Source organism: Nocardiopsis sp. CA-288880 (genome assembly GCF_050955985.1).
In the GTDB taxonomy this organism is placed as follows: domain Bacteria; phylum Actinomycetota; class Actinomycetes; order Streptosporangiales; family Streptosporangiaceae; genus Nocardiopsis; species Nocardiopsis tropica.
Map to the genome: position 1 here is coordinate 1,801,573 of NZ_CP192105.1, position 17,225 is coordinate 1,818,797.

Sequence of the window (17,225 nt, forward strand, 5' to 3'; positions counted from 1 at the left end):
CTGTGTGCCGCCGAAGTTCCCGCCACGTGAAAGGAACAGACATGGACGTCATCGAGATCATCCGGGCCAAGCGCGACGGGGGAGAGCTCACCCCCGGGCAGATCGACTGGGTGATCGACGCCTACACGCGGGGGGCGGTGGCCGAGGAGCAGATGTCGGCGCTGGCCATGGCGGTCTTCCTGCGCGGGATGAACCGTGCCGAGGTGGGCCGGTGGACCGAGGCGATGCTCGCGTCCGGGGACCGGCTGGACTTCTCCGGCCTGGACCGGCCCACCACCGACAAGCACTCCACCGGCGGGGTCGGCGACAAGATCACCCTGCCGCTCACCCCGACCGTCGCCGCGTGCGGGGCAGCCGTGCCGCAGCTGTCCGGACGCGGGCTCGGCCACACCGGCGGCACGCTGGACAAGCTGGAGTCGATCCCCGGGTGGCGCGCGTCGCTGACCGCGGAGGAGATGCGCGGCGTGCTGGAGGCCACGGGCGGCGTGATCTGCGCGGCGGGGACCGGTCTGGCCCCCGCCGACCGCAAGCTGTACGCGCTGCGCGACGTCACCGGGACGGTCGAGTCGATCCCGCTCATCGCCGCCTCCATCATGAGCAAGAAGCTCGCCGAGGGGACCGGGGCGCTCGTCCTCGACGTCAAGGTGGGATCGGGCGCGTTCATGAAGGACGCCGTGTCCGCCCGCGAGCTGGCCCGCACCATGGTGGACATCGGCAACGACCACGGGGTCCGCACCGTCGCGCTGCTCACCGACATGGAGGCGCCGCTGGGGCGCCAGGTCGGCAACGCCCTGGAGGTCGCCGAGGCGGTGGAGGTCCTCTCCGGTGGCGGCCCCGCCGACGTCGTGGAGCTGACCGTGGCCCTGGCCCGGGAGATGCTGGCCGCGGCCGGACTCACCCCCGGTGTGAACGGTGTCAAGGACCCGGCCGAGGCCCTGCGGGACGGGAGCGCGCTGGCGTCGTGGAAGCGGCTGATCCGGGCGCAGGGGGGCGACCCGGACGCACCCCTGCCGGTGGCCGCCGAGCGGCGCGCGGTGCTCTCCCCGGCGTCGGGCACCGTCACCCGTCTGGACGCCTACCGGGTCGGGCTGGCGGCGTGGCGGCTGGGCGCGGGCAGGGCGCGCAAGGAGGACGCGGTGTCCTTCGGCGCGGGGGTGACGCTGCACGCCAAACCGGGGGAGCGTGTGCAGGCGGGTGAGCCCCTGTTCACCCTGCACGCGGACGAGGAGGAGCGGTTCGAGCGGGCGGCGCAGGCCCTGGAGGGCGCGTTCGGGATCGACCCGGACGGGCGCCACGAGGCCACGCCGCTGGTCATCGACCGCATCGCCTGAGCCCGGACCCCTCGCGGACCGGGACCGGTCGCGGGGCGGCCGCCGGTCGGGCGGCCGCCCCGCGGCGCCCGGGTCCGACGCCGCCCCGCGGCCGGGCCCGTGCGCGCCAGACCGGGCCCTCGGTCACTCCATCACGGGCGGCATCATCGGGGCCGCCTCGGGGATGAGCAGGTAGGACACGGCGGCGACGGCCACGAACAGGAGTCCGGTGACCAGCGCGGCCGCGGCCACCCAGCGCCCCCACGGCCGGGTCCTCGCGTCGGCGAGCACCAGCGCGAGCGCGGACACCACCACGGTGAGCAGCGCCACGGCGCCGCCGAGCATGATCTGCGTGCGGATCTGCGTGATCTGGTCCGCGCCGATGGGCTGGCCGCCGACGAGGAGCATGCTGGTGAGGATCTCCAGCAGCTGGCCGGAGAACAGGGTCACGGCGAGGAGCACGAGTCCGACGATGCCGAAGGTCTCCGTCGAGAACACGCCGGAGGCCGCCGGTGCGTGCGGCGCCGCGGTCACCGCGGCGGCCTCGGCCTCGGCCTCCCTCGTGTCGGCGGCCTCGCCGGTCGGTGGGCCGGAGTCGGACGGGTGGGCCGCCCCGGAGTCGGGCACTTCCGGCGCGACCCCGGGCTCGAACGTCGGCTTCGGGGCCTCGTTCGGGGTGAGGGGGTTGCGGTCGGGGCTGTCGTTGTCTCCTGGTGCGGTACTCACGCGGCCAACGTACCCGCTGGTCACCGTAAGAGGGGCCTAAGGGACGGCCCAGCCGTGTCGTGCCCGGGGGCCGCAGTCGGTCCGGCCCGCCCCGGACGGGGACCGTGCCGGACGCCGGCGCGGCCGGGGCTCAGGACCCGGAGGGCAGGCCGGCGAAGGTCAGCACGGAGACGATCAGCATCAGGCTGCCCACGACGACGGTGGCGGCCGCGCACCAGCGGCTCCACGCCCGGGTGGCGGCGCCGCCGCGGAACAGGGCCACGGCCGCGGCGAGCACGGACAAGGCGCTCAGGCCGCCCGCGACGGCGACCTCGGCCGAGAGCACGGCCGCCTGCTGGGCGCTGTGCGACGGGGCCGCGCCGCTGAGGAAGAACCAGCTGAAGAGCTCGAACAGCCGGGTGTGCACGGTGGTGAGGGCGAACAGCAGCAGGCCGATGACGCTGAAGGTCTCGGCGGCGAAGAGCCCGCCCGGGGCGGGCGGCGGGCCGACCGGGGTTCCTTCGAGGAAGGCGCTGCCCGCGCCGGTGCCGCCCGCGGCCCTCGTGTCCTCGGCCGCCGCGCCGGTCTCGCCCGCGGCCCTCGTGTCCCCGGCCGCCGCGCCGGGGGTCTCGTCGGTGGGGTTCGTGTCTTCAGGGGAGGTACTCACGGCGCCAAACTACCCCGCGCGCGTGCCCGCTCCCCCGGTCTGCAACCCACCCTCCGTGGCCGGTTCCGGCCACGGCGTGACACACGGCCCTCCCGGGAAAAACAATCACCCACGCTTGTTTTTCGGTGTGTCCGGTGTCACCCTCGTGTCCATGACCGCTACGTCCCCCCTGCGGGTCGCGAACGCCTCCGGTTTCTACGGGGACCGCTTCGCCGCCGTCCACGAGATGCTCACGGGCGGCCCGGTGGACGTCCTCACCGGCGACTACCTGGCCGAACTCACCATGGCCATCCTCGGTCGCGACCAGCTCGCCGACCCGGGGCGCGGCTACGCCAGGACCTTCCTCGGCCAGATGCGGGACTGCCTGGCCCTGATCACGGAACGCCGCGTCAAGGTGGTCGCCAACGCCGGCGGCCTCAACCCCCGTGGCCTGGCCGACAGGCTCACCGAGCTCGCCGACGGGCTCGGCCTCGACCCCCGCATCGCCTGCGTCACGGGCGACGACCTCCTCCACCGGGCGGAGGAGCTCGACCTCGGCAGCCCCCTGACCGCCAACGCCTACCTGGGCGCCTTCGGCATCGCCGCCTGCCTGGACGCCGGGGCCGACATCGTCGTCACCGGACGGGTCACCGACGCCTCCCTGACCGTCGGGCCCGCCGTCTCCCACTTCGGGTGGACCCCGGACGACCTCGACGCGCTCGCCGGGGCCACGGCCGCCGGGCACGTCATCGAGTGCGGGGCCCAGGCCACCGGCGGCAACTACGCCTACGCGGCCGCCCTCCTGCGCGAGGGGCACGACCTGGACCGCCCCGGCTTCCCGATCGCCGAGATCGGCGCCGACGGCAGCGCGGTCGTCACCAAGCACCCCGGCACCGGGGGAGCGGTCACCACCGGGACCGTCACCGCCCAGCTCGTCTACGAGATCGCGGGCGCCCGCTACCCCGGGCCCGACGTCACCACGCGCCTGGACACCGTCCGCCTCACCCAGGAGGGCCCCGACCGGGTCCGGATCAGCGGCACGCGCGGCGAGCGCCCGCCCGCCGAGCTCAAGGTGGGGCTGACCGGCCTCACCGGGTTCCGCAACGACGTCGAGTTCCTGATCACCGGGCTGGACGCCGAGGACAAGGCGGCGCTCGCCGAACGACAGATGCGCGCCGCGCTCGCCCACCGCCGCCCCGAGGACCTGCGCTTCGCGTTCGTTCCCGCCGAGGACCCGCACGGGCCCGCCCAGGACGCCGCCACCGCGCGGCTGCGGGTGACCGCGCGCGACCACGACGCGTCCAGGGTCGGCAGGGCCTTCGGGGCGGCCGCCGTCGAGCTGGCCCTGGCCGGGTACGCCGGTCTCCACCTCACCTCGCCGCCGCGCGACGCGCGCCCGGACGGCGTCGCCGCCACGCACGCGCTCGTGCCCGCCGGCGAGGTGGAGCACACCGCCGTCCTCCCCGACGGGGCCCGGGTGTCCGTCGCACCCGCCCCCCGGACCCGGCGGTTGGCCGAGGTCCCCGAACCCCCGCTCCCACCGCCCCTCGCGGAGGGGACGCTGCGCGAGGCGCCGCTCGGCCTGGTCCTGGGGGCGCGCAGCGGGGACAAGGGCGCCGACGCCAACCTCGGCGTGTGGGCGGCCGACGACGACGCCTGGCGCTGGCTCGCCCACATCCTCACCGTCCCCCTGCTGCGCGAGCTGCTGCCCGAGACCGCCGACCTCGTGGTCACCCGCCACCTGCTGCCCAACCTGCGCGCGGCCAACTTCTGGATCGAGGGCATGCTCGCCCCCGGCAGCGCCCGGCGCGAGGGTCCGGACCCGCAGGCCAAGGGGCTGGGGGAGTGGCTGCGGGCGCGCAGGACCCTGATCCCCGAGAAGCTCCTCCCGGAGGTGGCACGGCAGTGAACGCCCCGACCCCCGCCCTCCCCGGGCCCCGCCGAGCGCACCGGCCCCCGCCGGGGACGGAGCGGCCGTGAGCGTCCTGGGAACCCGGCTCGATCCCGCCTCGCCCGCGTACGCCGAGGCCCGCGAGGCCATGCTCGCCAAGCTCGCCGAGATCGGCGCCGAACACGCCAGGGCCCTGGCCGGAGGCGGGGAGAAGTACGTCGAACGCCACCGCTCCCGGGGCAAGCTGCTGCCCCGGGAGCGGATCGAACTCCTCCTGGACGAGGGCAGCCCCTTCCTGGAGCTGTCACCCCTGGCCGCCTGGGGGAGCGACTTCCACGTCGGCGCGAGCGTCGTCACCGGTGTCGGGGTGGTCTCCGGCGTCGAGTGCGTCGTCGTCGCCAACGACCCCACCGTCCGCGGCGGGTCCAGCAACCCGTGGACGCTGCGGAAGTCGGCGCGGGCCGCCGAGATCGCCGAGCAGAACCGCATGCCGATGATCAGCCTGGTCGAGTCCGGCGGCGCCGACCTGCCCACGCAGAAGGAGATCTTCGTCCCGGGCGGACGGACCTTCCGCGACCTGACGCGCCTCTCCGCGGCCGGGATCCCCACCGTCGCCCTGGTGTTCGGCAACTCCACCGCGGGCGGCGCCTACGTCCCCGGCATGAGCGACCACGTGGTCATGGTCCGCGACCGCGCCAAGGTGTTCCTCGGCGGGCCGCCGCTCGTCAAGGCGGCCACCGGCGAGGACAGCGACGAGGAGTCCCTGGGCGGGGCCCGCATGCACGCCGAGGTCTCCGGGCTCGCCGACCACCTCGCCGAGGACGAGCACGACGCCCTGCGCCTCGGACGGAGGATCGTCGCCCGGCTCAACCACCGCAAACAGGGGCCCGCCCCGCGAGGGGCCGCCGCGGAGCCCCTCCACCCCGCCGAGGACCTGATCGGCGTCATGCCGCCCGACCTCAAGGTGCCGGTCGATCCGCGCGAGGTCGTCGCCCGGATCGTGGACGGCTCGGAGTTCGACGAGTTCAAGCCCGCCTACGGCAGCGGGCTCGTCACCGGCTGGGCCGAGCTGCACGGCTACCCCGTCGGCGTCCTCGCCAACGACAACGGCGTGCTCTTCAGCGCCGAGGCGCACAAGGCCACCCAGTTCATACAGCTGGCCAACCGCGCCGACACCCCGCTCGTGTTCCTGCACAACACCACCGGCTACATGGTCGGCCGGGAGTACGAGCAGGGCGGCATCATCAAGCACGGCTCCATGATGATCAACGCCGTCTCCAACAGCACCGTGCCCCATTTCTCGGTGCTCATCGGCGCCTCCTACGGCGCGGGCCACTACGGGATGTGCGGCAGGGCCTACGACCCCCGGTTCCTGTTCGCCTGGCCCAGCGCGCGCTCCGCCGTCATGGGGCCCAGACAGCTCGCCGAGGTCCTGTCCACCGTCGCCCGCCGGTCCGCGGCCGCGCGGGGGCGCCCCTACGACGAGGAGCAGGACGCCGCCGTCCGCGAGATGGTCGAGAACCAGATCGAGGCCGAGTCGCTGCCCCTGTTCCTCTCCGGCCGGGTCTACGACGACGGGGTCATCGACCCCCGGGACACGCGCACCGTCCTGGGCCTGTGCCTGTCCCACGCCCACAACGCGCCGGTGCGCGGCACCGACCGCTTCGGCGTCTTCCGGATGTGAGGCAGAAGACCGTGAACCGCACCCCGCCCCGCCCCGTCACCCGTCTCCTCGTCGCCAACCGCGGCGAGATCGCCCGCCGGGTCCTCCGCACCTGCCGCACCATGGGCATCGGGACCGTCGCGGTCCACGCACCCGGTGAGGAGGGCGCCGCCCACGTGTCCGAGGCCGACACTGCGGTGCGCCTGCCGGTCCCCGGCGGCGGGGGCCCCGTCGACGCCTACCTCGACCCGCACGCCCTGGTCCGCGCCGCTCGCTCCGCGGGGGCGGACGCCGTCCACCCCGGCTACGGGTTCCTGTCCGAGAACCCCGGGTTCGCCCGCGCCGTCACCGGGGCCGGGCTCACCTGGGTGGGGCCCTCCGCCGACGCGGTCGAGCGCATGGGCGCCAAGACCCTCGCCAAGCGGATCGCCCGCGAGGCGGGGGTGCCCGTCGCCGACGCCCTCGACCCCGAGGACGTGCGCCCCGAGCACCTGCCCGTCCTGGTCAAGGCCGTCTCCGGGGGAGGCGGACGCGGTATGCGGGTCGTCCACGACCTCGCCGACCTGCCGGCCGAGGCCGCCGCGGCCCGGGCGGAGGCCGCGTCGGCGTTCGGCGACCCGGCCGTGTTCTGCGAGCCCTACGTCCGCCGCGGGCGCCACGTCGAGGTCCAGATCCTCGCCGACTCCCACGGCGCCGTCTGGGCGCTGGGGGAGCGCGACTGCTCCGTCCAGCGCCGGCACCAGAAGGTCGTCGAGGAGACGCCGGCCCCCGGCCTCCCCGGCGACCTGCGCGAACGGCTGCACGAGGCGGCGAGGGCCCTGGCCCGCGCCATCGGCTACACCGGGGCCGGGACCGCCGAGTTCCTCGTCCCCGTCGGCGGCGGCGTCCTCGGCGACCCCGTCTTCCTGGAGATGAACACCCGCCTCCAGGTCGAACACCCCGTCACCGAGTGCGTCACCGGGCTGGACCTGGTCGAGTGGCAGATCCGGATCGCCGAGGGCGGGGCCCTGCCCGGGGGCGGCCCGCCCGCGCCGCGCGGCCACGCCGTCGAGGCGCGGCTGTACGCCGAGGACCCCCGCGACGGCTGGCGGCCCCGCACCGGGACCCTGCGGGCCTTCGACGTGCCCGACGCGACCGCCCGGTTCACGAACCCCGACGGGCACGGCGTGCGCCTGGACAGCGGGGTCGAGCCGGGCGACACCGTCGGCGCCGACTTCGACCCCATGCTCGCCAAGGTCGTCGCCCACGGACGCGACCGCCGCGACGCGGTCCGCCGCCTGGCCTCCGCCCTGGCCGGCGCCCGCGTCCACGGGGTGGGGACCAACCGCGACCTGCTCGTCCGGGTGCTCCGCCACCCCGCGTTCGGGGCCGCCGACGAGCACCCGGACGGGCTCCACACCGGCTACCTCGGCGCCGACCGGCTCACGGCGCTCGCCCAGCCTCTCGCCGACCCGGCCGCCGAACGCCTCGCCGCGCTCGCCGCCTCCCTGGCCGCGGCCGAGGCGGCCCGCTCCCCCCGGGCCGTGCCGGGGGGAGCCGGCGGCGCCGCCCCGGGGCCCGGCAGCCCCCTCCCCGCGGGGATCCCCGCCAACTGGCGCAACCTCCCCTCCGGGGCCCACACCCGGGTCCACACCGCCGGGGGCGGCGGAGGCCGCCGGATCACCACCGCCTACCGGACCGTCCGGGGAGCCTACGAGCCCGAACAGCCCGGCGTGCGCGTCCTCTCCGCGGCCCCCGGCCTCGTCGTCCTGGAGGCGGACGGCCTGCGGCGCGCCCTCACCGTCCACACCTACGGGGGCGACCCCGACGTCCACGTCGAGTCCTCGCTCGGATCCGTCACCCTCACCCCCGTCGACCCCCTCCCCGAACCCGAGGCCGCGGTCGACCCCGGCGCCCTGCCCGCGCCGATGCCCGGCACCGTCGTCGCCGTGGACGTCCGCGAGGGCGACCGGGTGGCCGAGGGGCAGACCCTGCTGCGCATCGAGGCCATGAAGATGGAGCACCGCATCACCGCACCCGCCGCCGGCGCCGTCCGGGAGATCCCGGTCGCGGCGGGCCAGAGGGTCCCCGCAGGGGCGCCCCTCGCCGTACTCGACTACGAAGGGCCCCACCCGTGACCGGTGCCATGACCTTCAACGAACCCGCCGAACGCGTCGAGCTGCGCGCAGTCGTGGCCGACTTCGCCGCCGGATACGGGTCCGGCTACTACAGGGCCAGGGCCGGGGAGGGCGAGTACCTCACCGAGCTGTGGCGCGAGGCCGGGGAACTCGGCTACCTGGGCGTCAACATCCCCGAGGAGTACGGGGGCGGAGGGGGCGGCATCGGCGACCTCGCCGCCGTCCTGGAAGAGCTGAGCGCGGCCGGATGCCCCACCCTCATGATGGTGGTCTCCCCGGCGATCTGCGGCACCGTCCTGGCCCGCTTCGGCACACCCGACCAGCGGCGCCGGTGGCTCCCGGGCCTGGCCACGGGCAGGACCATCATGGCCTTCGCCATCACCGAGCCCGACGCGGGCTCCAACTCCCACCGCATCACCACCACCGCCCGCCGCGACGGCGACGGGTGGGTTCTCTCCGGCCGCAAGACCTTCATCTCCGGCGTGGACGTCGCCGACGCCGTCCTCGTGGTCGCCCGGATCCGGGACGAGGGCTCCGGCACCCTGTCGGCCGCCCTCTTCGCCGTCCCCACCGGCGCCCCCGGGTTCGAGGCCAGGCGGATCGAGATGGACCTGGTCAGCCCCGACCACCAGTTCCAGCTGTTCATGGACGACGTGCGCCTGCCCGGCGACGCCCTGGTCGGCGACCCCGAGGCCGGGCTCCTCCAGCTGTTCGCCGGCCTCAACCCCGAACGCATCATGGCCGCGTCCCTGGCCGCCGGGAGCGCGCGGCACGCCCTCGACAAGGCCGTCGCCTACGCCAGGGAGCGCACCGTGTGGGGGGACAGGCCCATCGGCGCCCACCAGGGGCTCGCGCATCCCCTCGCCCAGGTCAAGATCGAACTGGAGCAGGCACGCCTGATGACCCAGCACGCGGCGCTCCGCTACGATTCCGGCGACGACGCGGGGGCGGGCGAGGCGGCCAACATGGCCAAGTACGCCGCCGCCGAGGCGTGCGTGCGCGCGGTCGACCAGGCCGTGCAGACCCTCGGCGGCAACGGGCTGGCGAGCGAGTACGGGCTGGGGTCGGCGATCGCCGCCGCCCGCCTGGCGCGCATCGCCCCGGTCAGCCGGGAGATGGTCCTCAACTACGTGGCCCAGCAGTCCCTCGGCCTGCCCAAGTCGTACTGAACGGCGGCCGGCGGACCGTCGGCGCGTCCCCGCGCCCGGTCCGGCGGCCGGACGCGGGATCCCGTCCGCCGCACCGGCCCGGGACCCGCCCAGCGCAGCGAGGGGACGCGACCGTGGACACCGGAGCCGGCCGCGAGCCGAGGCAGGAACGCAGCCGGGCCACCCGTGCCCGGCTGCTCGACGCCGCCGTGGCCTGCCTGGCCGAGCGGGGCGCGGCCGGGGCCACCGTGGGCGCGGTCGCCGAACGCGCGGGCGTGTCCAGGGGGGCCGCCCAGCACCACTTCCCCACCCGCGAGGACCTGTTCCTCGCGGCCCTGCGGTACATGCTCGACAACCGGGGGGAGGAGCTCAGGCGCGGCGCCGCCGCCGTGCCCGAGGGGCCGGGGCGCACCGAGGCCGTCGTGCAGATGGTCGTGGACGCGTTCAGCGGAGTGGACTTCCAGGCCGCCCTCCAGCTGTGGGCCGCCGCCGCCAGCGACCCCGTCCTGCGCGAGCGCATCCTCCCCATGGAGGAGCAGATGGGACGCGAGGTCCACCGTGCCGCCGTGGACCTGCTGGGCGCCGACGAGTCGGCGCCCGGGGTCCGGGAGACGGTCCAGGCCACCCTCGACCTGGCCCGCGGACTCGGGCTCGCGAACCTCCTCGCCGACGACGGCCCGCGCCGCCGCCGGATCGTGCGCCGGTGGGCGCGCGTGCTCGACGCGGAGCTGCGCGGCGCGCCGGGCTGAATCCGCTTCCGGCCCGGCACGGAGGGAGATTATGATCGAACCCCGTCGGGCACGGCCCCGACAGGACGAGAGAGCCCCGGCCGACCGCCCCCGGCAGCCGGGCCCCCGACAGGACAAGGCGGTGTGACTGGTGAGCGCGGATCCGGGCAGAGACCTCCCCGGCCTGGCCAGGCGGGCCGCGGACGCGTTCGCGGAGAGCGCCGCACGGCGCAGGGACCGCGATTCCCTGGTGGACACCGCCTTCGCGGCGCTCTTCGACCTGTACCGCGCGACGTCGCGGTCCGAGCGGCAGTCCCCGGCGGGGCGCCGCTTCAACGCCACCCTGGCCGGACTGCTGGTGAGCGGCAACAACCCCGACCGGCTCAGCCTGTACGTGGTGCGCAGCCAGACGGCGGCCGAGAACGGCCGCCACGAGGGGTACCGCCCGGCCTGCTGGCGCCGGTCCATGCTCCAGCTGCTCGGCGACGAGTTCGTGCCCTGGCAGGAGTTCCTCCGCCCCGTGGACCTGGACGCCGTCCCGCGCATCGACGAGGCCCTCGCCGGGGTGGCGGGGAGCGCGAGCCCGGTCAGCGAGGAGGAGGTGCCCGACTGGGTGCCCGAGACGCACTGGTGGTGGTGGGAGCCCGCGCGCCTGCGCGGCGAGGACGCGCCCGACCGCGTGGACAGCGGCACGCTCGACGCCGTCGGCGACTGACCCCGCCGCCCGCCCCCTTCCGCCGCGTCCCCCGGAGCAGCATGGCCGAGCCCTCCTTCCCCTGGTCCACCCTGAGGGGCCGCGTCCTCTCGGCCTTGCCGGTGGCCCTGTTCACGGGCCTCGTCATGTGGCCTGTCCGCTACTTCCTGTTCGACGAGTCCTGGCAGCGGTCGACCTTCTTCGCGGTGTTCATGGCGGTGGTCGGATTCCCGCTCATGCTCCTGACGACCTGGATGCTGCGCGCCACCCCCGATGAAAGGGGCCGGCCGGGAGCGGACCGGAGACGGTGACACGGTCCCGGCCCGGCGCGTCCGTGACGGCCGTGCCCGCACCGCCGGCCCCCGCCGCGCCCCGGGGCCGGTTCCGAGGCGCGGCGGCGGTCAGGAACCGGTACGCGAGGCGATGAGGTCCCGGTACCAGGCGAACGAGTGCTTCGGCGTGCGGACCTGCGTCGCGTGGTCCACGTGCACGAGCCCGAAGCGCTGGTGGTACCCCTCGGCCCACTCGAAGTTGTCCGTGAGCGTCCACACGAAGTACCCGCGTACGTCGACGCCGCGCCCGCGCGCCGCCTCGACCGCCCCCACGTGCCCCTCCAGGTAGGCGATCCGCTCGGGGTCGGCCACACTCCCGTCGGGTGCGACGGAGTCGGCGTAGGAGGCCCCGTTCTCGGTGACGTAGAGGGGCGGCAGCGCGTCGCCGTAGCGCTCCACCAGCAGGTCGAGCATGTCGGCGAGCCCCTCGGGCGCCACCGGCCAGCCGAACGCCGTCGTCGCGGCCCCGGGGACCTCGCCGAAGTCGAACGGCAGGCCCGGGTCCGGGCCCGGCGCGGTGACGACGCTCGGGTTGTAGTAGTTGACGCCGATGCCGTCGGCGCTGCCGCGGACCAGTTCCAGGTCGCCGTCGAGCACCCCGGGCACGCGGTCGGCCCCGAAGGCCGACAGGTCGGGGTAGGCGCCCGTCAGCACCGGGTCGGTGAACAGCCGGTTGTGCAGTGCGTCGTAGGCGGCGGCCGCGTCGGCGTCGCCGGCGGACGCGGTCGCCGGGCGCACGGGGGAGAGGTTGTTGGTGAGCAGGCACTCCAGACCCCGCGAGCGCAGCTCGCGGGCGGCGAGGCCGTGCGCGAGCAGGAGGTGGTGGGCCACGCCCAGGACCTCGGGCACGTCCAGGGCCAGGCCGGGGGCGTGCACGCCGAACGCGTGCCCGTACGCCATGTGCACCAGGGGTTCGTTGAGGGTGATCCACCGTCCCACGCGGTCGCCGAGGCGGTCGGCCGCCGCCGCGGCGTACTCGGCGAACGCGTGCGCGGTGTCGCGCGACCTCCACCCTCCACCGTCCTCCAGCGCCTGCGGCAGGTCCCAGTGGAACAGGGTCGGGAGCGGGGTGACGCCCCGGGCCAGCAGGGCGTCCACGAGCCGGTCGTAGAAGTCCAGCCCCGCCCCGTTCACCGCTCCGCGCCCCCGGGGGACCACCCGCGGCCAGGCGATCGAGAACCGGTAGGCGTTCACGCCCAGCCGGTCCAGCAGCTCCACGTCCTCCTCCCACCGGTGGTAGTGGTCGCAGGCCGCGGCGGGGCTGTGGCCGTCGCGGATCGCGCCGGGCCTCCGGGCGAAGGTGTCCCAGACGGACGCGGCGCGCCCGTCCTCGGCCAGGGCACCCTCGATCTGGAAGGCGGAGGAGGCCACCCCCCACAGGAACGGTGACGACATGGACGGACCTGCCTTTCGTGTGGTCGCGGCTGTGGTGCTGTCGGGTGCGGTGACGTGTCCGGCGGCGGGCGGCGGGCGGCGCGGGTCCGGGCCGGCCGCGCGGGCTGTCCGGGTGCGGTCGGCCGGCGTGGGGCGGTCCGGCGGTCGCGGGCCCGGAGCGGTCCGCGGGGCCCCGCCCGGGGGTCAGGCGACCCCCCTGATCCGCCAGACCAGCGCGGCCCCCAGCAGGGTGAGCAGCCCGCACACGGTGTACAGCACGGGGTAGCCGCCCAGGTGGACGACGATCGGCCCGGCGACCGCGGGGGCGAGCACCTGGGGGCCGGCGCTGGCGATGTTGACGATCCCCAGGTCCTTGGCCCGGCCCTCTGCCGTCGGCAGGACCTCGGTGACCAGCGCGTTGTCCACGGACAGGTAGATGCCGAAGCCCACTCCCAGCACCACCGCGCACGCGAGGCTCATCGTCCACGTCGGGTACGCGGCGAGCAGGAACGCCGGGACGGCCGACACGACGCCGGACAGGCACACCGGCCCCCGGCGGCGGCCGATCCGGTCCGACACGAGCCCGGCGGCCACGGTGGTGGACACGACGGCGGCCGTGTAGACGAGGATCAGCACCAGCAGGCCGTCCGCCGCCGAGGAGCCGGGGAACAGCTCCTCGTAGCCCACCCCGTCGCGCAGGAAGTACAGCAGGTAGAGCGTGAACATGGCGTTGCCGGTCTGCATGAGGAAGCGGGTCAGCCACGCCCACCCGAAGTCGGGGTGGCGCCGCGGCGACACCCAGAGGCCGCGCGCGAACGCGCGCCAGGGCGGGCGCGCCTCCGGCGGGAGCGGGGGATCGGGCGCCAGCAGCGCGAACGGCAGGGCGCACGCCAGCGTGAGGGCGCCGATCAGGGCGTAGCCGGGGGCGACCCCGCTGACCGCCACGGTCACCAGGAGCACCGCGACGACCACGCCGGCCGACTGGGGGACGCCGATCCAGCCGGACACGGCGCCGCGCTGGCGGACCGGCACGCGGTCGGGCACGGCCGCGAGCAGGGTCGCGTTCAGGCAGGACAGCGCGGCCTGGACGAACGACCAGCCCAGCAGGACGCCCGTCAGGTCGTCCTGCCGTCCCAGGACCACGAGGCCGGTCCCGCCGAGGGCGGCCCCGGCCAGGATCCAGGGGCGGCGGCGGCCGAACCGGCCCGTGGTGCGGTCCGACAGCGCGCCCGCGAGGGGGGTGCCCAGCGTGGAGAACACCGCGCCGACCCCCGTCACCCAGGCCAGGGCGGTCTCCTTGGAGCCGGGGGCGATCATCCCGACCTGTTCGGGGAGCAGGACCTGGAGGGGGCCGAAGAAGGCCATCCACATCCCCAGGTTGGCGAGGCTGATCCCGGCCACCCACAGGCGCCGGACCGGCCGGTCGGGTTCGGCCAGGACGTCCGGGACCGGGGCGAAGGGGTCGGGGGAGGGCTGCGCGGGGGGTGTGCGCACGTGTGACCTACCTAACGTGAATTCGTCTCATGTTAGGTGGGGCGTGCCGGGGGCGGAAGGCCCCGGGCGGAACCCGGCCACTCCGGGACGCCGATGTAGTCAAGTTTGACTAATTCTGCGCGGGGGCCTAGCCTCGCTCGGTAGTCAAATTTGATCAATCGCGAGGGGGTGGGACTCATGGCGGGAACCGGGCCGGTGGCGGCCGGGGAACCGGAGGGGCGGATGCGGCCCGACGAGACGACGGTGCCCGTGCTGCCCTGTGTCTCGGCGGAGGAGACCCTGGCGTTCTACCGGGCCCTCGGCTTCGAGGTCACCCACGAGCAGACGAGGCCGTACCTGTACCTGGCGTTCCGGTGGAGCGGGTTCGACCTGCACTTCGGCAGGGCGCCGGAGGGGTTGGACCCGGCCCTGGAGACCAGCGGCGGCTGCCTGGTGATGGTCGACGAGGTCGCGCCCTACCACGCCGAGCTCACGCGGGCGATGCGCGCCGCCTACGGGAAGGTCCTCGGCAGGGGGCTGCCCCGCATCACCCGCCACCGGCCCGGGGCGAGCCGCTTCACCTTGATGGACCCCTCGGGGAACTCGATCATCTTCATCCGGCGGGACGAGCCCGCCGAACCGGGGTACGGCGGGCCCGCCTCCCCGGAGGGGCTGGCCGGGGCGCTCGGCCAGGTGCGGGTCTTCAGGGAGTTCAAGAACGACGACCGGGCCGCCCACCGCAGGGCCAGGTCGGCGCTGCGCCGCCACGGGGACGGGGCTCCCGTCGCGGACCGGGCGCTGGCGTACGCGACCCTGGTCGAGCTCTCCGTCGCGCTGGGCGACGAGGCGGGGGCGCGGGAGTGGCGGGAAAGGCTCGCCGGGACCGTGCTCACCGGGGAGGAGCGCGAGCGGGTCGAGGCGGAGCTGGGCAACGCCGACGCCCTGCGCGACTGGCTGGACGGGGACGGCGGGGGCGCCGACCGGGCGTAGTGCCCGTTCCGGGGGCGGGCCCGCGCCGCTCCGGGCTCGGGCGCCCGCGGGGTCCCGGCGGCGCACGGGGTCCGGAGGCCCCGTGCCGCGGATGCGTGCGGACTCCGCCGCGCGCGGCCGGGACGGGGGCGGGGGGAAACGGCACGGCCGCGTGTGCCCGGGTGCTCGCACAAGTAACTAGTCAAATTTGATCAATAGGAGGTTCCGTGACGGAACACGTACCAGCGGTCCGAACCGAGGGCCTGCGCAGGACCTACGGGGACAAGAGGGCCCTCGACGGGCTCGACATGACCGTGCCGCGCGGCACGGTGCACGGGGTGCTCGGACCCAACGGGTCCGGGAAGACCACGCTCGTCCGCACCCTGGCCACCCTGGCGCGGGTGGAGCGGGGCCGCGCCGAGGTGGCGGGGATCGACGTCGGCGCCCGGCCTCGGGAGGTGCGGAGGCGCATCGGCCTCCTCGGACAGCACGCGGCGGTCGACGAGGAGCTGTCCGGCCGCCAGAACCTGGAGATGTTCGGCCGCCTCCACCACCTGGGCCGGTCCCGCGCCGCGGCCCGGGCCGACGCCCTCCTGGAGCGGTTCGGGCTGGAGGAGACCGGGCACAAGGCCGTCGGCGCCTACAGCGGCGGGATGCGGCGCCGCCTGGACCTGGCCGCCTCGCTCATCGTCGACCCGGAGGTCCTCTTCCTGGACGAGCCCACCACCGGCCTGGACCCGCGGGGACGCACCGAGGTGTGGAACGCGGTCCGTTCACTGGTCGGGGGCGGCACGACCGTGCTGCTCACCACCCAGTACCTGGAGGAGGCCGACCAGCTCGCCGACCGCATCTCCGTGCTCGACGGGGGCCGGGTGATCGCGGAGGGCACCGCCGACACGCTCAAGGCCATGGTGGGCGGCGACCGCGTCGACGTCGTCCTGCGCGACCGGGCCGGGCTGCCCGGGGCCGCCGCCGTCCTGGCGGAGGTCGCCGTGGCCGGGGCCGTCGAGACGGACGGGGACGCGCGCAGGGTCAGCGCGCCCGTCGCCGACCGGATGGCCGCCCTCACCCACGTGGTCCGGGCGCTCCACGACCGCGGGATCGAGGCGGAGGACCTCTCCGTCCGCCGCCCCACCCTGGACGAGGTGTTCATGCACCTCACCGGCGGTCCCGCCGACCGGGTCGACCGGGCGGGCGGAGCGGCGCGCGCCGACCGGTCCGGCCACGGCGGGAAGGTGTCCGCATGAGCTCCGCGACACCGTCCGCCGCGCCCCCGGCCCCCTCCCGGGCGCCGGGCCCCGCCCCGGCGTTCGGCTGGTGGCTGGCCGACTCCTGGACCATGACCCGGCGCGAGCTCGCCCGCTGGGCGCGCCGGCCGGTCGGGGTCGTGATCGGACTGGCCTTCCCGGTGATGATGCTGGTCATGTTCGCGCTCTTCCTCGGCGGCAGCATGACGGTCGCGGGGGGAGGCGACTACGGCGAGTTCCTCGTCCCGGGCATGTTCGTGCTCACCATGGCCTTCGGGCTGGAGGGCACGATGACCGCGATCACCCAGGACCTCCAGAAGGGGGTGGTCGACCGCTTCCGGTCCATGCCGATGGCGCCGACCGCGTTCCTGGTGGGCCGCAGCGTCGCGGACATGCTGGAGTCCGTGGTCGGGCTGGCCGTCATGGTCGGCGCCGGACTCCTGATCGGCTGGCGCTGGCACGGCTCGCTCGCCGCCGCCCTGGGCGGGGTGGGGCTGCTGCTCCTGCTGCGCTTCGCGATGCTGTGGTGCGGGATCTGGCTCGGGATGATCGTCGGCAGGCCGGGGCTGGTGATGGCCGTGCAGATCCTGGTCTGGCCGGTGGCGTTCACCTCCAGCGCCTTCGCCTCGCCGGAGTCGATGCCCGGGTGGCTCGGCGCGCTCGCGGAGTGGAACCCCATGTCGGCCACCGCCACCGCCGTGCGCGAGCTGTTCGGCAACCCCGGCGCGGCAGGGACGTCCTGGCCCGCGGAGAACGCCCTGCTCCTGGCGGTCCTGTGGCCCGCGGCGCTGCTCGCGGTCGCGTTCCCGCTCGCCGCGGCCCGCTTCCGCGGACTGGGCGGCTGAGGACCCCGGCCCCGGCCCCCGTCCTCCGGGCCGCACACTGTGCGGCCCGGAGGACGGGGCGTGCGCGACGACCGTGGGGCGGG

General features: G+C 75.6%; 15 protein-coding genes. 11 read left to right on the top strand and 4 right to left on the bottom strand.

Features of this window, described 5'->3' with window-relative positions; translation table 11 throughout:
- The first annotated feature begins 41 nt into the window (after window positions 1-41).
- Window positions 42-1,331: a thymidine phosphorylase gene (locus tag ACQPYD_RS07925; protein ID WP_433700408.1), complete on the top strand. Its 1,290-nt coding sequence runs from the start codon at window positions 42-44 to the stop codon at window positions 1,329-1,331.
- A 123-nt stretch (window positions 1,332-1,454) separates the two neighbouring features.
- Here the strand turns inward: ACQPYD_RS07925 and ACQPYD_RS07930 are convergent, their stop codons facing one another.
- Together ACQPYD_RS07930 and ACQPYD_RS07935 are read right to left on the bottom strand one after the other, a co-directional pair.
- The gene (locus tag ACQPYD_RS07930; protein WP_433700409.1) at window positions 1,455-2,036 is read right to left on the bottom strand and encodes a hypothetical protein; all 582 of its coding nucleotides are present in this window, start codon (window positions 2,034-2,036) and stop codon (window positions 1,455-1,457) included.
- A gap of 130 nt (window positions 2,037-2,166) precedes the next feature.
- On the bottom strand, window positions 2,167-2,682 hold the full coding sequence (locus ACQPYD_RS07935) for a hypothetical protein (protein ID WP_433700410.1): 516 nt from the start codon (window positions 2,680-2,682) through the stop codon (window positions 2,167-2,169).
- Window positions 2,683-2,833: 151 nt separating this feature from the next.
- Between ACQPYD_RS07935 and ACQPYD_RS07940 the strand changes: the two genes are divergently transcribed.
- The 7 genes from ACQPYD_RS07940 to ACQPYD_RS07970 all read left to right on the top strand — a co-directional run bounded on the left by ACQPYD_RS07940 (window position 2,834) and on the right by ACQPYD_RS07970 (window position 11,213).
- On the top strand, window positions 2,834-4,570 hold the full coding sequence (locus ACQPYD_RS07940) for an acyclic terpene utilization AtuA family protein (protein ID WP_433700411.1): 1,737 nt from the start codon (window positions 2,834-2,836) through the stop codon (window positions 4,568-4,570).
- Window positions 4,571-4,637: 67 nt separating this feature from the next.
- Window positions 4,638-6,236, top strand: coding sequence for an acyl-CoA carboxylase subunit beta (locus tag ACQPYD_RS07945; protein WP_433700412.1), 1,599 nt, complete (start codon window positions 4,638-4,640; stop codon window positions 6,234-6,236).
- Window positions 6,233-8,332, top strand: coding sequence for a biotin carboxylase N-terminal domain-containing protein (locus ACQPYD_RS07950; RefSeq protein ID WP_433700413.1), 2,100 nt, complete (start codon window positions 6,233-6,235; stop codon window positions 8,330-8,332). The genes ACQPYD_RS07945 and ACQPYD_RS07950 overlap by 4 nt, the downstream gene beginning before the upstream one ends.
- Window positions 8,329-9,501 (top strand): acyl-CoA dehydrogenase family protein, encoded by a 1,173-nt coding sequence (locus ACQPYD_RS07955; protein ID WP_433700414.1) that lies wholly within the window; start codon window positions 8,329-8,331, stop codon window positions 9,499-9,501. Before ACQPYD_RS07950 ends, ACQPYD_RS07955 begins: the two co-directional genes overlap by 4 nt.
- Before the next feature lie 113 nt (window positions 9,502-9,614).
- Window positions 9,615-10,229 carry a TetR family transcriptional regulator gene (locus tag ACQPYD_RS07960; RefSeq protein WP_433700415.1) on the top strand — a complete coding sequence of 205 codons (615 nt, stop codon included), beginning with the start codon at window positions 9,615-9,617 and terminating at the stop codon, window positions 10,227-10,229.
- A 130-nt stretch (window positions 10,230-10,359) separates the two neighbouring features.
- A complete protein-coding gene (locus ACQPYD_RS07965; protein WP_433700416.1) occupies window positions 10,360-10,923 on the top strand; it encodes a hypothetical protein in 564 nt (187 codons plus the stop codon).
- A 41-nt stretch (window positions 10,924-10,964) separates the two neighbouring features.
- Window positions 10,965-11,213, top strand: coding sequence for a hypothetical protein (locus ACQPYD_RS07970; protein WP_433700417.1), 249 nt, complete (start codon window positions 10,965-10,967; stop codon window positions 11,211-11,213).
- Between the two features lie 90 nt (window positions 11,214-11,303).
- On the opposite strand, the gene ACQPYD_RS07975 is transcribed toward ACQPYD_RS07970, so the two are convergent.
- Together ACQPYD_RS07975 and ACQPYD_RS07980 are read right to left on the bottom strand one after the other, a co-directional pair.
- A complete protein-coding gene (locus tag ACQPYD_RS07975; protein WP_433700418.1) occupies window positions 11,304-12,629 on the bottom strand; it encodes a GH1 family beta-glucosidase in 1,326 nt (441 codons plus the stop codon).
- A gap of 183 nt (window positions 12,630-12,812) precedes the next feature.
- The gene (locus ACQPYD_RS07980) at window positions 12,813-14,102 is read right to left on the bottom strand and encodes an MFS transporter (protein ID WP_433700419.1); all 1,290 of its coding nucleotides are present in this window, start codon (window positions 14,100-14,102) and stop codon (window positions 12,813-12,815) included.
- Between the two features lie 177 nt (window positions 14,103-14,279).
- Here ACQPYD_RS07980 and ACQPYD_RS07985 point away from each other — a divergent pair, with 177 nt between their 5' ends.
- The 3 genes from ACQPYD_RS07985 (at window position 14,280) to ACQPYD_RS07995 (ending at window position 17,142) form a co-directional block, all read left to right on the top strand.
- On the top strand, window positions 14,280-15,071 hold the full coding sequence (locus ACQPYD_RS07985) for a glyoxalase (RefSeq protein ID WP_433700420.1): 792 nt from the start codon (window positions 14,280-14,282) through the stop codon (window positions 15,069-15,071).
- 206 nt (window positions 15,072-15,277) lie between these two features.
- Window positions 15,278-16,297 (top strand): ATP-binding cassette domain-containing protein, encoded by a 1,020-nt coding sequence (locus ACQPYD_RS07990; RefSeq protein ID WP_433700421.1) that lies wholly within the window; start codon window positions 15,278-15,280, stop codon window positions 16,295-16,297.
- Window positions 16,294-17,142: an ABC transporter permease gene (locus ACQPYD_RS07995; RefSeq protein WP_433700422.1), complete on the top strand. Its 849-nt coding sequence runs from the start codon at window positions 16,294-16,296 to the stop codon at window positions 17,140-17,142. The genes ACQPYD_RS07990 and ACQPYD_RS07995 overlap by 4 nt, the downstream gene beginning before the upstream one ends.
- The last annotated feature ends 83 nt before the right edge of the window (window positions 17,143-17,225 follow it).